Source organism: Serratia montpellierensis, assembly GCF_020858655.1.
Taxonomy (GTDB): Bacteria; Pseudomonadota; Gammaproteobacteria; order Enterobacterales; family Enterobacteriaceae; genus Serratia; species Serratia montpellierensis.
Window position 1 is genome coordinate 191,391 of the sequence record NZ_VOSN01000022.1, and the last position, 13,402, is coordinate 204,792.

Consider the following 13,402-nt stretch of genomic DNA (forward strand, 5'->3'; position numbering starts at 1 on the left):
GCTACGGCATCAGAGAAATGCGAGGTTTTTACGGCAATTCCCCTGCACAGAACGCCCAGAGGATGGATAAAAAAATGCCAGTCAGGCTTAACTGACTGGCATTAGGCCCCAGGGCCGCCTTTTTATCTTATCGGGCTAAAGCGCTTACTTCAGCTCGTCGACCATGGTGGTGGCGCGGCCGATGTAGTTGGCCGGGGTCATCGCCTTCAGACGGATTTTCTCTTCTTCCGGCAGCGCCAGGCCATCGATAAATGCCTGCATGCCGGCAGCGTCCACGCGTTTGCCGCGGGTCAGCTCTTTCAGCTTCTCGTAAGGCTTTTCGATGCCGTAGCGGCGCATCACGGTCTGGATCGGCTCAGCCAGCACTTCCCAGTTGTGATCCAGTTCGTCCAGCAGGTGCGCCTGGTTCACTTCCAGTTTGCTGATGCCTTTCAGGGTGGCCTGGTAGGCGATCAGCGCGTAGCCCAGGCCCACGCCCAGGTTACGCAGCACGGTGGAGTCGGTCAGGTCGCGCTGCCAGCGGGACACCGGCAGTTTGCCCGCCAGGTGGCCCAGCACGGCGTTGGCCAGGCCCAGGTTGCCTTCGGAGTTTTCGAAGTCGATCGGGTTAACCTTGTGCGGCATGGTGGAAGAGCCGATTTCGCCTGCGATGGTCTTCTGCTTGAAGTGGTTCAGGGCGATGTAGCCCCAGATGTCGCGGTCGAAGTCGATCAGGATGGTGTTGAAACGCGCTACGCAGTCGAACAGCTCGGCGATGTAGTCATGCGGCTCGATCTGGGTGGTGTACGGGTTCCAGGTGATGCCGAGCGAGGTCACGAACGCCTCGCTGAACTGGTGCCAGTCCACTTCCGGGTAAGCGACGATGTGGGCGTTATAGTTGCCGACCGCGCCGTTGATTTTACCCATGATCTCCACGCGCTCCAGCTGGCGGTACTGGCGCTCCATGCGGTAAGCCACGTTGGCGAACTCTTTGCCGACGGTCGACGGGGTCGCCGGCTGGCCGTGGGTGCGCGACAGCAGCGGGATATCGCGGTATTCCAGCGCCAGCCCTTTCAGCGCGTCGATGAGCTTGCGCCAGTATGGCAACACCACGTCCTGACGGGCGCTTTGCAGCATCAGCGCGTGCGACAGGTTGTTGATGTCTTCGGAGGTGCAGGCGAAGTGGATGAACTCCGACACCGCGTGCAGCGCAGGCACCGCCGCCACTTTTTCCTTCAGGAAATACTCGACCGCTTTCACGTCGTGGTTGGTGGTGCGCTCGATGGTTTTGATGCGCTGAGCGTCTTCTTCATTGAATTCCGCGACGATTTTGTCGAGGAAAGCGTTTGCGTCGGCGTCAAAAGCGGGAACTTCCTTGATTTCTGCGCAGGCCGCCAGTTTTTGCAGCCAACGTACTTCAACCTGTACGCGGAATTTCAGCAGACCGTATTCGCTGAAAATGGGGCGCAGTGCGCTGACTTTATCACCGTAGCGTCCATCAACGGGGGAAACGGCGGTCAGTGAGGATAATTCCATCGGTAGCAACTCCTGGGATCGATTAACAATGAGCAACGATATTTTGCGCCTGCTTGAACAGACGATTACGGGAAAACATTAACTGCAGGCGGCTGCCGCCGACCTGTTGCCACAGCACGGCGGCGCGAATGCCGGCCAGCAGCGTGGCGCGAACTTTGGCCTGCACCTGCGGGTTCTGCAGGATTGCCGGCGAGCCGGTCACCTGGATGCGCGGCCCGAGCGGGCTGACCACGTCGACGTAAATGCCGGCCAGCGCGCTGATGATGGTGTCCGACTCAAGATCGAAGTGCGCCAGCTGGCGCTCGAGCTGGCCGAGGCGTTCGCCGAGCGTGTTCATCGCCTGTTTGTTGGCGTTGAGCTTGCGCTCCAGCACCATCAGGCTGATGGTGTAGCGGGTCAGTTCCGCACCCGGCCCTTTGTTGTTGGCGTTAAGCACGCCCATCAGGGTTTCGAGGCCGACCATCAAATTGCGTTCTTCACCGCCGAACACCGCCAGCGTAGAGGGCGGGTCCATCTGCAGCAGGCTTTTCAGCGAGGTTTGAAAGGCTTCGCGGTTGCATTGCCCTTCATGGGCCAACTGCTGAACCAAACGCGCCGCCTGGCTGATACCTGCCATGGCCAGCGTGATGTCATAATAATTCTTCGCCACGATGACTCCTGTAAACGCGGTGAACGGTACATGGCTTACTGCATAAGGTTGTGTGTATCGCCAGGGTAACGGCGGCGGCCGCGAACGGGAACGATCGGGCGTGGCTGTAACAACGATGACAACGAATGCCGCGGATCATGCCACAAAATCGAGGGTAAACCCAGCGTCTAATACGCCCGTAACGAGGCGGAGGCGCCGTGCGGCGCAGAACTGCGCAAATAGGCGGCGAAAATCGCCGGCGTGGCGACGCGAACTTATTGTTGCGGCGGCAAATAAAGTGCGGCGGCTGCATCTATACTGCCAACGTGAGCCCTCAAATAAAGACCTTTATATGCACGTAAAAAACAAGCAGCCGCTGCCGGCGGTGACGCTGGCGGCCATCGGCGTGGTGTACGGCGATATCGGCACCAGCCCGCTGTACACCCTGCGCGAATGCCTGACGGCAGAGGAGGGCATCACTATGACGCCGGCCTCGATCTACGGCTTTCTGTCGCTGATCTTCTGGCTGCTGACGCTGGTGGTGTCCATTAAGTACATTTGTTTCGTGATGCGCGCCGACAACGACGGCGAGGGAGGGATCCTGACGCTGATGTCGCTGGCGATCCGCAAGCTGGATGCGCGCTGGGTGCCGGCGGCGGTGCTGATCGGGCTGGTGGGGGGCAGCTTCTTTTATGGGGATGGGGTGATCACCCCGGCCATTTCGGTACTGTCGGCCATCGAAGGCCTGCAGATCATCGCCCCCGAGCTGGACAGCTTTATTGTACCCCTATCGCTGCTGGTGTTGACCGCATTGTTTGCGATCCAAAAGCACGGCACCGGCAGCGTCGGCAAGCTGTTCGCCCCAGCGATGGTGATCTGGTTCCTGACGCTGGCGCTGCTGGGCATCGGCGGCATTCTGCATCATCCCGGCGTGCTGCGGGCGCTGAACCCTTTCTGGGCGGTGAATTTCTTCCTCGAGTACAAGGCGGTGTCGTTCTTCGCGCTGGGCATGGTGGTGCTGTCGGTGACCGGCGCCGAAGCGCTGTACGCCGATATGGGCCACTTCGGTAAAAAGCCGATCCGCCTGGCGTGGTTTACGCTGGTGGCGCCGGCGCTGGTGCTGAACTACTTCGGCCAGGGGGCGCTGCTGCTGGCCAATCCGGCGGCGATCAACAACCCGTTCTTTCTGCTGGCGCCGACCTGGGCGCTGATCCCGCTGCTGGTGATCGCCACGCTGGCGACGGTCATCGCCTCGCAGGCGGTGATCTCCGGCGTGTTCTCGCTGACGCGCCAGGCAGTGCGGCTGGGCTACCTGCCACCGATGCGCATCATCTATACCTCCGATCAGGAGTCCGGGCAGATCTACATTCCGGTGGTGAACTGGCTGCTGTTCGCGGCGGTGCTGATCGTGATTATCAGTTTCAAACACTCCAGTAACCTGGCCTCGGCTTACGGCATCGTGGTGACCGGCACCATGCTGCTGTCGTCGATTTTGCTGAGCATCGTGGCGGTGAAAAACTGGGGCTGGCCGCGCGCGCTGGGCGGACTGATGCTGGTTGTCATGCTGTGCATCGACGTACCGCTGTTCGGCGCCAACCTGATCAAACTGGCGACCGGCGGCTGGCTGCCGGTGGCGCTGGGGCTGACCATTCTGTTGATCATGCTGACCTGGAAGACCGAGCGTTCGCGCCTGATCCGCCGGCTGCGCGACAATCAGGAAGGGCTGAGCGCGCTGATCGAGTCGCTGGAGAAGGCGCCGCCGAAGCGGGTGCCGGGCACCGCGGTGTTTATGGAGCGCACGCCGCACGCGGTGCCGCTGGTATTGTTGCACAACCTGAAGCACAACAAGGTGCTGCATGAGCGCGTGGTGCTGCTGACCATCGTCACCACCGACATGCCGTACGTGCACAACGTGCAGCGGGTGGCGATCGAACAGCTGTCGGCGAGCTTTTGGCGGGTGGTGGCAAGCTACGGCTGGCGTGAGACGCCCAACGTGACGGACATTCTTTACCGCTGCGGCCTGGAAGGGATGAGTTTCACCATGAACGAGACCTCGTTCTTCATGTCGCGCGATACGCTGGTGCTGGGCAAGCGGCCCTGGTATCTGCGCGTGCGCGGCAAGGTGTTCCAGCTGTTGCAGCGCAACGCGCTGCGGGCGCCGGACCTGTTCGAAATCCCGCCGAACCGGGTGATCGAGCTGGGGGCGCAGGTGGAATTTTGAATAAAAAAAACGCTGCGGTAAACGCAGCGTTTTTCTTGGGCGGCAGGCGAATTACGCCAGGCGCTGTTCGATGATGCCGCCGCCGAGGCAGATTTCGCCCTGGTAGAACACCGCCGACTGGCCGGGGGTGACGGCGGAGACCGGCTCGTCGAAATGCACTTCGATGCGTTCATCGTCGAGCGGGGTCACGGTGCAAGGGATATCCTGCTGGCGATAGCGGGTCTTCACCGTGCAGCGGAACGGGCCGCTCAGCGGCAGGCGATCAACCCAGTGCAGCTGCTGCGCGATAAGGCCGACGGACATCAGGCGCGGGTGATCGTGCCCCTGCGCAACCACCAGCACGTTGTTGGCCACGTCTTTATCCACCACGTACCACGGATCTTCGCTGCTGTCTTTCATGCCGCCGATGCCCAGCCCTTTGCGCTGGCCCAGGGTGTGATACATCAGGCCCTGGTGTTCGCCGACGGTCTGGCCGTCGACGCTGACGATCGGGCCCGGCTGGGCCGGCAGGTAGCGGCCGAGGAAGTCACGGAACTTACGCTCGCCGATAAAACAGATGCCGGTGGAGTCTTTCTTCTTGGCGGTAACCAGCTCCAGCTGCTCGGCGATGCGGCGCACCTCCGGCTTCTCCAGCTCCCCGACCGGGAACAGGCTCTGCGCCACCTGTTCGTGGCTCAGGGTGTAGAGGAAGTAGCTCTGATCTTTGTTGCCGTCGACGCCGCGCAGCAGGCGGCTCTTGCCGTCCACGTCCTGGCGGCGCACGTAGTGGCCGGTGGCGATAAAATCGGCCCCCAGATCTTCGGCGGCAAACTCCAGGAAGGCTTTGAATTTGATCTCTTTATTGCACAGGATGTCCGGGTTCGGCGTGCGGCCGGCCTTGTACTCTTCCAGGAACAGCTCAAACACGTTGTCCCAGTATTCCGCCGCAAAGTTCACCGTGTGCAGTTCGATGCCCAGCTTGTCGCAGACCGCTTGCGCATCGGCCAGATCGGTCGCGGCGGAGCAGTACTCTTCGTCGTCGTCTTCTTCCCAGTTCTTCATGAACAGCCCAGCGACCTGATAGCCCTGTTGCTGTAACAGATAGGCGGTAACGGAAGAGTCGACGCCGCCGGACATACCGACGATTACTTTTTTCTGGCTGTTGTCTGACATGGGGATCTCACGAACTTGAACACGAACCGTGCTGATAAAAACAAGCGCAGGATTTTACCACGTTGGCCGCGCCGGCGCACTGGTCATCTTGTGCTGCCCGGCGTCCTTAAAACGGCCAGGCGAAGCTGCCGACCAGCGACAGCGGGTAGCGCTCCGGCTGCTGGTAGCTGCGAATGCTCTCCGCCACCAGCGCGGAACGCAGGTTGGGCGCCTGCAAAATCTCGTCGGCGCTCAGCCACAGGCAGCGATCGATGTCGCTGTCGTGCGGCTCGGTCGGCAGCGGCTGTTCCAGCTCGATAACGAAGCAAAAACGCAGGAACGGCGTGCGGTCCGGCGCGATCCACTGGTGCAGGCGCAGGAACGCCTGCGGCGTGGCGCGGATGCCGGTCTCTTCCCACAGCTCGCGTTCGGCGGCCTGTACCAGCGTCTCGTCGGCCTCGAGGTGGCCGGCCGGCTGGTTCCACAGCGCTTTGCCGTTGATGGTCTCTTCGACTACCAAAAATTTGCCGGCGGCGTGCACTACGCAGGCCACGGTGACGTGCGGTTTGAACATGCGCTCTCCTTTCCTTACAGCGGTTTGTCGATACGCCGGTAGATGTCGTCCAGCTCGGCGATGCGGGTGCGGTAGCTTTGCAGCAGGCAGGCGGTATCGCCGCCGCACCGCTGGCGTTTTGCCAGCCAGGCCTGTTGGCTGTCCTGCATCGCGCCGCGCGCGCCCATGGCGAACAGGCCGCGCAGGAATTGGTACTTGGTAGCCATTTGCACGTCCAGATCGTTCAGCGTGCGGTTGGCGCAGATGGCTTGCTCATCGCGGTTTGCCGCCTTGGCGCAGTCGAAGCTGGCGGCCTGGGCGGCGAACGGGGCCGCCAGAGCGGCGAGCAGTAGCGTGATCGGCGTGAATTTCATGGCGACTCCATCAGTTATCGGTCTACAGAGAATCGATGCTTTTCCATTCACCAGGCTGCAGTGAACCCAGCGAAAGATTACCCATACTGTAGCGAATCAGGCGCAGGGTAGGGAACCCGATATGCGCCGTCATGCGACGCACCTGGCGGTTTCGCCCTTCGAACAGGGTGATTTTCAGCCAACTGGTGGGGATGGATTTACGTTCGCGGATCGGCGGGTTGCGCGGCCACAGCCACTGCGGCTCAGCTACCAGCTCCACCCCGGCGGGCAGCGTGGGGCCGTCTTTCAGCGTAACGCCGCAGCGCAATGGCGCCAGATCGCTTTCCTGCGGCGCGCCCTCGACCTGCACATAATAGATTTTGCCGGTGCGCTTGCCCGGCTGGGTGAGCTGCGCCTGCAGCTGGCCGTCGTTGGTCAGCACCAGCAGCCCCTCGCTGTCGCGATCCAGGCGCCCGGCGGCGTAAACGTCGGGGAAGGGGATGTACTCTTTCAGCGTGGCGCGGCCGGCTTCGTCGGTGAACTGCGGCAGCACGTCGAAGGGCTTGTTGAATAACACAATTCGGCGCGGCCCTTTCGGCGCGGCAGGTTTGGCGGCATTCGGCTTGCTGAATCGTTTAACGTTGTGATTTCTAACAGAGAATTTTTTCATAACAGTTGAGATTACGGATGATAAGCGCATTATAACCGAATCCGTTTCGGATTGGCGCGGACCGAATATTCAAGTAGTATCTACACGCATCTTACAAAGCATTAACAAAATTGCGCTTGAAGGAGAGGTTGATGGAAAGCAAAGTAGTTGTTCCGGCAGAAGGTAAAAAAATCACGGTTGACGCCCAGGGTAAACTGGTTGTTCCTCATAACCCGATCATCCCGTTCATCGAAGGCGACGGCATCGGCGTTGACGTGACTCCTGCCATGATCCACGTGGTTGATGCGGCCGTTAAAAAGGCTTACCACGGCGAACGTAAAATCTCCTGGATGGAAATCTACACCGGCGAAAAATCTACCCACGTTTACGGTAAAGACGTGTGGCTGCCGGACGAAACTCTGGACCTGATCCGCGACTACCGCGTCGCCATCAAAGGCCCCCTGACCACCCCGGTCGGCGGCGGCATCCGTTCTCTGAACGTGGCCCTGCGCCAGCAGCTGGACCTGTACGTGTGCCTGCGCCCGGTGCGTTACTACCAGGGCACCCCAAGCCCGGTGAAACAGCCTGAGCTGACCGACATGGTGATCTTCCGCGAAAACGCCGAAGACATCTACGCCGGCATCGAGTGGAAAGCCGGCTCCGCCGAAGCGGACAAAGTGATCAAATTCCTGCGCGACGAAATGGGCGTGAAGAAAATCCGCTTCCCAGAGCAGTGCGGTATCGGCGTGAAGCCATGCTCCGAGGAAGGGACCAAGCGTCTGGTGCGTGCGGCGATCGAATACGCCATCACCAACGACCGTGACTCCGTGACCCTGGTTCACAAAGGCAACATCATGAAGTTCACCGAAGGTGCCTTCAAGGATTGGGGCTATGAGCTGGCGCGCGAAGAGTTCGGCGGCGAGCTGATCGACGGCGGCCCATGGCTGAAGATCAAGAACCCGAACACCGGCAAAGAGATCGTGGTTAAAGACGTGATCGCCGACGCCTTCCTGCAGCAGATCCTGCTGCGCCCGGCGGAATACGACGTGATCGCCTGTATGAACCTGAACGGCGACTACATCTCCGACGCCCTGGCGGCCCAGGTCGGCGGCATCGGTATCGCACCGGGCGCCAACATCGGCTCCGACTGCGCGCTGTTCGAAGCGACTCACGGCACCGCGCCGAAGTACGCCGGCCAGGACAAAGTGAACCCAGGCTCTATCATCCTGTCCGCAGAGATGATGTTGCGTCACATGGGCTGGTTCGAAGCGGCTGACCTGATCGTTAAAGGCATGGAAGGCGCTATCGCTGCCAAGACCGTGACCTATGACTTCGAACGACTGATGGAAGGCGCTAAGCTGCTGAAATGTTCAGAGTTTGGCGACGCTATCGTTAAACACATGTAAGCGTGTTTGGCGCTTGAATGAGAGCGGGAGCCTTAGGGCTCCCGTTTTTTATTGTTCAAAGATGAGTGAGGTATCGGACAGGCTCACTGAGCGGCGTTAGCCGATTCACGTACGACCAGCACCGGGCAATTGGCGTGGCGGACGACGGCGGTGGCATTGGAGCCAAGGAGATAAGTGATCGCAGAAGGGCGGTTGGAACCCATCACGATAATCTCCGCGTTAAGCGCATCGGCGAGTTCCAGGATCTGATCTTTAGGATCGCCGACGGCGACATGCGTGGTCACTCTATCTTCAGGCACGCTGAATTGTTTTGCCGCTTTTGCCAGCCCCTCGCTCGCTAGCGCAATGGTTTCATCTTTGGTTTCTATCGCCGCTGTGGCGGCAAAGCCGAAAGCGGCGTAGGTGGCGCGTGACGGGATCACAGCCAGGAAATGGACGTGGGAGTCTTCGAGCCTGGCGAGCGCGTTGACATGCGGGATGACCTGCTGTGTTAATTCCGGCTCGGTAATATCCACGGGAACCAAGATAGTTTTATACATACTCCCTCCTTATCATTATCAAATAACTCCACTTTCTGGATTATAGCTGCTTGATGCAGGGAAAGGAGAGATCCCTATGGCAAACCTGAGAATGTTGGTGCTGAAATGTCAGGTGGTTATCGACGTTCTCGTTAAACGCGGCTAGGAGCGTTTGGTGTTTGAGTAGAAAGGGAGCCATCGGCTCCCTTGGTTTTAGCTGGCTGAGATGATCGGAACCTTAATGCGGGATCTCTGAAACCTCTTTAACTTCCGTCTTGTTGATTTGCTGTTTGACGCCATTGGCATCGGTATACCCGATCAACCCGGCAGAGGTTTCTTTCGGTTTGCCGTCACTGATGATCGTTCTGCCATCGTGGGTATGAATGGCGTAGCTGGTGCGTGTGCAGCCTGACAGTGCGGCGATAGCAATCAGGGCGATCGCGGGAAGAACAAGCGCTTTTTTCATTTGAAGCTCCTTTTAGTTATCCAACTCACTCATGTTTGCAATCTGGTCTCGATTGATCTGTTCCGTTTTGCCCGTTTCTGCATTTCGATAGGAGACTAACCCGGTATCTTTATCGACCTGAGGCTTGCCGTCGGTGACAATGGTCTTGCCATCCGTTGTTTTGATCGCCTGATTGGAAGCGCAGCCCGCCATGAACATCACCGTAGTCGCAGCAAGAAGTGCGGCAAAGAGTCGTTTGTTTTTCATACTTACCATCCTGGTTACTTAAATGAATTTAATAGCAGGAAAGTAAGTATAGGCAGAATCTCCAGATTGTTAGCGTTGAAACGCTTTTAATGCGATAAAAAATTAAGAATTTCTTAATTTATTGATGGGGTGATTGATCGTTCGGATAACAACGTTATCGATAGGTCAGGATACGCAGACGTACTGCCCGGTGAGGGCGCTATGGCTTCATGTCATCATCGGCTCACGATACTCCGCATGCCGATGCTTGATGCTAACAATGTCTCTGGTGGTTGGGCGTTAATTATGTATAAGTATGCACTGGGAATACCACGTTGATTTCGGCTGACTATCATCCATAAGGACAGGGATATGAAAATCACGTATTCAGGCTACAAAACCGGCGCCGCCACATTATTGGCGGCGATGCTCGCACTGGCATTAACCGGGTGCGCGAAGCACACAGCCCCCAGCCAAAACGATCCGGTGAATAAAGAGGTCGATGATCTTTTCGCCAACCTTGGCGACCCAAAGACGCCTGCGACGGGGAAAGAGAAATTACATTACATGACTCAGGTGCAAGCTGAGATTCAACGCCATTTAAAAGACGCCGCCACCTACTCAGGCCAACGCTGCACATTGCGTATCACGCTGGCGCCGGACGGCCTGCCAATCGGTGTTCGAACTGAAGGTGGCGATCCGGCTCTTTGCCGTGCGGCGATGAAAGCGGTTACCGATGCGCGTCTGCCTAAGCCGCCAACGCCAGAGATCCACAATGCGTTCCAAATAATCACATTGGAATTTCGCCCGCAGTGAAATAAAGGGCGGCAACTGCGATGCTAGATAATTAAATCAAAGTCACAGGCCGTACTTTCATGCTGCCTGTGACTTTGCGGCTTTGCCACGTTCCGTATCGCGCTTTTCTACGCTGAACCTGGATTTTTGGCACTATTTCACGGCATATGTTGCCAGGGCTTACCGATACATCATCGCGCTCACGCGCTCTGCTCGATCTTTAAAACCGTTGCTGCGCATCGTTACCACGTAATAGCGGTAGTGGTGTTTCTGTGCGTATTCGCGCACCAGATCTTCGGCAAACAGGCCGCTGAAGGTGACGGTGGTGACGAACGTCAGCCCTTTCACTTCGTAGGTGCTGATCTCTTGCGGGGTGCCGATATACGGCGGCGGGAACACGGTTTTGTGGAACTGGCAGCCCGCCAGCAGCAGGGTAAACAGCAGGGCGGCGGAGATTTGCGGTATTCTCATCGGGAAATGCTTTCCTTCCTTGGCGTGTGTTTTAGTAACTCTATAATAGGATTACAAAATTCGGCGGGGATGTAAAAATTATCCCGCTTCGGTTGCCGTTTCGTTGAAGCGGTGTCGCCGCTACCCATAAACATAAGGGGGTAAACATGCCTGTTCGTCTTGCCACTGAAACCGATGCCGCAGCCCTGATCGCCCTCGACAGCGTCGCCGAATACGAGCCGCAGCGCGCGGCGCAGATCCGCACCTGGTGCGCACAGAGTGTCTGCTATCTTGCCGAAGAACGGGGCGTGGTGATGGGCTACGGCGTGCTGCACTATCACTTCTTCGGCTGCGGCTTTATCGAGATGCTGATGGTCGGCGAGCGCTATCGCCGCCGGGGCGTCGGGCTGGTGCTGATTACGGCGTTGAAGTCCCACTGTCGGCACCCGAAGCTGTTCACCTCCACCAATCGCTCTAACCTGCCGATGCAGCGGCTGCTGTTGAACGCCGGCTTTGTCGCCAGCGGCCAGATTGACAATCTCGATGACGGCGATCCGGAGCAGGTCTTTTTTATCCCGGCGCGCTAATCGCTAATACAGCCGGACATCGACCGCCTGCTGTTGCAGCCAGGTGCTGACGTAGCCATAAGCGGCATAGAAGGCCAGCAGCGCGAAGAGCAGCACGGAAAGCGAGGCCAAAAACTTGACGTCGCCGTGCTTCGACAGCTGATAAGCGCAATAGAGAAAGGCTAACAGGCACAGCAGAGTGAAGGCGATAGCCAGCGTGGCGTAAAAAATAAGCATAACGAAACCCGTTCTTCCTTGTAAGCGCGGCAAGGATACCACAGACAAAAAAGGGGCCCAATTGGGCCCCTGTGTGATTCGCTGCGAGAGGGTTACTCCGCCGCGTCGGGATGATTTTTGCCTTCCTCGATGAATTCTTCGTCGATCTCTTCGATATTCTCCTCGCTGTCGCGGCCAGACAGGATGTTCCAGCAGGCGATGAACAGCGCGGCGATCAAGGGGCCGATGACAAAGCCGTTGATGCCGTAAATCTCCATACCACCCAGGGTGGAGATCAGGATCAGGTAGTCCGGCATTTTGGTGTCTTTGCCCACCAGCAGCGGGCGCAGGATGTTGTCTACCAGGCCGATCACCACCACGAAGAACACCACCAGGAAAATGGCTTTCCACAGCATGCCGGTGGCGAAGAAGTAGATCACCGCCGGCACCCAGATAATGGCAGAGCCCACGGCCGGGATGATCGACAGGAACGCCATCAGCGCGCCCCACAGCAGGCTGCCGTCGATGCCGGTAAAGTAAAAGGCCAGCCCGCCGAGCGCACCTTGCACTACGGCGACCACCACCGTGCCCTTGACGGTGGCGCGGGAGACGGCGGCGAATTTCACGAACAGGTGGTGCTTGACGTGCTGGGAGAGCGGCAGCGCTTCGAGCGCCAGGTTCACCAGATAGGGGCCGTCTTTCAGCAGGAAGAACAGCAGGTAGAGCATCACGCCGAAGCCGACGACGAAGTTGAAGGTGCCTTTGCCGATCAGGAAGACGCTGCCCGCCAGGTATTGTCCACCCTTGAGCGCTACGTCAGAAAGCTGCTTTTGGATTTCGGCGGCGTTGTTGAGGTTATGCTCCGCCAGGAAGCGCTGCGCCCAGCCGGGCAGGTGGCGCATAAAGTCCGCCAGCATGGTCGGCAATTGGCTGTTGTTGGTTTGCAGTTTGGTGTAGATCACGTTGAATTCCATCGCCAGCGACGAGGCGATGATCGCCAACGGCGTGAACACGATCAGGCAGATTAGCGCCACCGTCAGCAGCGACACCACGCCGTTGCGTTCGCCAACGTACTGCTTCAGCTTCTTTTTTACCGGATGGAAAATCACCGCCAGAATAATTGCCCACAGCACCGAGGAGTAGTAAGGCCCCAGCACGTCAAGAAAGGCGGCGGTGACGATAAACAGGATCAGAATAAAGAATCCTTTGGAAATGCCTTTAGACATCATAGTCGTCCCTCAAAAGATGAATTTTCAGCATAGATGAACTGAATGAAAACAACACTATCATCACCTTTGCTTAACCGGTAGGGGATTTTTAGTGGCGTATTCCATAGGGTTATTAAGGGCAAGGCGGGCGCTACAGGGTGAACAGGCGGCGGTGCGAGAAAAGAAAGAGGGCTAAATAATTAACAAAATTTATAGATTGTGTTTCATTTTGTGAGCCGCGCTTGTCGTCTGGGCCAGGCTTTCCTAGTGTTGATGAGGGCGGCCGTTCGCCCGATATCACGCAGGAGTATGCAAATGACTGAACATAAACGACTTGCCGTAATCGAAAAGGCATTGCTGATCGCTTTCGCCGGCGTGCTGGTTTATCTTGCCGCGACCGGCGCCTTGTCATTATCGGGCCTTGATCATCACTGGCCTTATCCTTCGCGGTAGCGTGGTTGCTCTAGCGATGCAGGCCCGATAACGATAATTAGCGGCTGTA

General features: G+C 58.1%; 17 protein-coding genes. 5 read left to right on the forward strand and 12 right to left on the reverse strand.

Annotated elements, in window-relative coordinates; genetic code table 11:
- Positions 1-144: 144 nt before the first annotated feature.
- Both purB and hflD read right to left on the reverse strand, forming a co-directional pair.
- Positions 145-1,515 (reverse strand): adenylosuccinate lyase, encoded by a 1,371-nt coding sequence (purB, locus tag FUU19_RS23095; protein WP_141969311.1) that lies wholly within the window; start codon positions 1,513-1,515, stop codon positions 145-147.
- A 22-nt stretch (positions 1,516-1,537) separates the two neighbouring features.
- A complete protein-coding gene (gene hflD, locus FUU19_RS23100) occupies positions 1,538-2,164 on the reverse strand; it encodes a high frequency lysogenization protein HflD (RefSeq protein WP_025302523.1) in 627 nt (208 codons plus the stop codon).
- Positions 2,165-2,495: 331 nt separating this feature from the next.
- Between hflD and kup the strand changes: the two genes are divergently transcribed.
- Positions 2,496-4,364 (forward strand): low affinity potassium transporter Kup, encoded by a 1,869-nt coding sequence (gene kup / locus FUU19_RS23105; RefSeq protein ID WP_230490470.1) that lies wholly within the window; start codon positions 2,496-2,498, stop codon positions 4,362-4,364.
- 51 nt (positions 4,365-4,415) lie between these two features.
- On the opposite strand, the gene mnmA is transcribed toward kup, so the two are convergent.
- From mnmA to rluE, 4 genes are all read right to left on the reverse strand, one after another.
- On the reverse strand, positions 4,416-5,516 hold the full coding sequence (mnmA, locus tag FUU19_RS23110) for a tRNA 2-thiouridine(34) synthase MnmA (protein WP_049208754.1): 1,101 nt from the start codon (positions 5,514-5,516) through the stop codon (positions 4,416-4,418).
- 106 nt (positions 5,517-5,622) lie between these two features.
- Complete coding sequence (locus FUU19_RS23115) at positions 5,623-6,069, reverse strand: NUDIX hydrolase (protein ID WP_025302526.1); 447 nt, start codon at positions 6,067-6,069, stop codon at positions 5,623-5,625.
- Between the two features lie 14 nt (positions 6,070-6,083).
- On the reverse strand, positions 6,084-6,422 hold the full coding sequence (locus FUU19_RS23120; RefSeq protein WP_230490471.1) for a lysozyme inhibitor LprI family protein: 339 nt from the start codon (positions 6,420-6,422) through the stop codon (positions 6,084-6,086).
- Positions 6,423-6,444: 22 nt separating this feature from the next.
- Positions 6,445-7,071 carry a 23S rRNA pseudouridine(2457) synthase RluE gene (rluE, locus tag FUU19_RS23125; protein ID WP_046686908.1) on the reverse strand — a complete coding sequence of 209 codons (627 nt, stop codon included), beginning with the start codon at positions 7,069-7,071 and terminating at the stop codon, positions 6,445-6,447.
- 131 nt (positions 7,072-7,202) lie between these two features.
- Between rluE and icd the strand changes: the two genes are divergently transcribed.
- Complete coding sequence (icd, locus tag FUU19_RS23130; RefSeq protein ID WP_015377612.1) at positions 7,203-8,456, forward strand: NADP-dependent isocitrate dehydrogenase; 1,254 nt, start codon at positions 7,203-7,205, stop codon at positions 8,454-8,456.
- An 83-nt stretch (positions 8,457-8,539) separates the two neighbouring features.
- Here the strand turns inward: icd and uspF are convergent, their stop codons facing one another.
- The 3 genes from uspF to FUU19_RS23145 all read right to left on the reverse strand — a co-directional run bounded on the left by uspF (position 8,540) and on the right by FUU19_RS23145 (position 9,686).
- On the reverse strand, positions 8,540-8,995 hold the full coding sequence (gene uspF, locus FUU19_RS23135) for a universal stress protein UspF (protein ID WP_123061628.1): 456 nt from the start codon (positions 8,993-8,995) through the stop codon (positions 8,540-8,542).
- A 217-nt stretch (positions 8,996-9,212) separates the two neighbouring features.
- A complete protein-coding gene (locus FUU19_RS23140) occupies positions 9,213-9,440 on the reverse strand; it encodes a YgdI/YgdR family lipoprotein (RefSeq protein ID WP_089194648.1) in 228 nt (75 codons plus the stop codon).
- Positions 9,441-9,452: 12 nt separating this feature from the next.
- Positions 9,453-9,686 (reverse strand): YgdI/YgdR family lipoprotein, encoded by a 234-nt coding sequence (locus FUU19_RS23145; protein ID WP_089194649.1) that lies wholly within the window; start codon positions 9,684-9,686, stop codon positions 9,453-9,455.
- A 351-nt stretch (positions 9,687-10,037) separates the two neighbouring features.
- Between FUU19_RS23145 and tolA the strand changes: the two genes are divergently transcribed.
- Positions 10,038-10,481, forward strand: coding sequence for a cell envelope integrity protein TolA (tolA, locus tag FUU19_RS23150; protein WP_230490472.1), 444 nt, complete (start codon positions 10,038-10,040; stop codon positions 10,479-10,481).
- Positions 10,482-10,640: 159 nt separating this feature from the next.
- Here tolA and FUU19_RS23155 read toward each other — a convergent pair whose 3' ends face one another.
- A complete protein-coding gene (locus FUU19_RS23155) occupies positions 10,641-10,931 on the reverse strand; it encodes a hypothetical protein (RefSeq protein ID WP_025302534.1) in 291 nt (96 codons plus the stop codon).
- A 146-nt stretch (positions 10,932-11,077) separates the two neighbouring features.
- Between FUU19_RS23155 and FUU19_RS23160 the strand changes: the two genes are divergently transcribed.
- Entirely contained in the window at positions 11,078-11,497 is a 420-nt protein-coding gene (locus FUU19_RS23160; RefSeq protein WP_197833920.1) for a GNAT family N-acetyltransferase, read from the forward strand.
- Between the two features lie 3 nt (positions 11,498-11,500).
- Here the strand turns inward: FUU19_RS23160 and FUU19_RS23165 are convergent, their stop codons facing one another.
- Entirely contained in the window at positions 11,501-11,713 is a 213-nt protein-coding gene (locus tag FUU19_RS23165; protein WP_230490473.1) for a hypothetical protein, read from the reverse strand.
- A 92-nt stretch (positions 11,714-11,805) separates the two neighbouring features.
- A complete protein-coding gene (locus tag FUU19_RS23170) occupies positions 11,806-12,921 on the reverse strand; it encodes an AI-2E family transporter (RefSeq protein ID WP_141969294.1) in 1,116 nt (371 codons plus the stop codon).
- A gap of 294 nt (positions 12,922-13,215) precedes the next feature.
- On the opposite strand from FUU19_RS23170, the gene FUU19_RS23175 reads away from it, so the two are divergent.
- Positions 13,216-13,353: a hypothetical protein gene (locus tag FUU19_RS23175; RefSeq protein WP_172906238.1), complete on the forward strand. Its 138-nt coding sequence runs from the start codon at positions 13,216-13,218 to the stop codon at positions 13,351-13,353.
- Positions 13,354-13,402 lie beyond the last annotated feature (49 nt).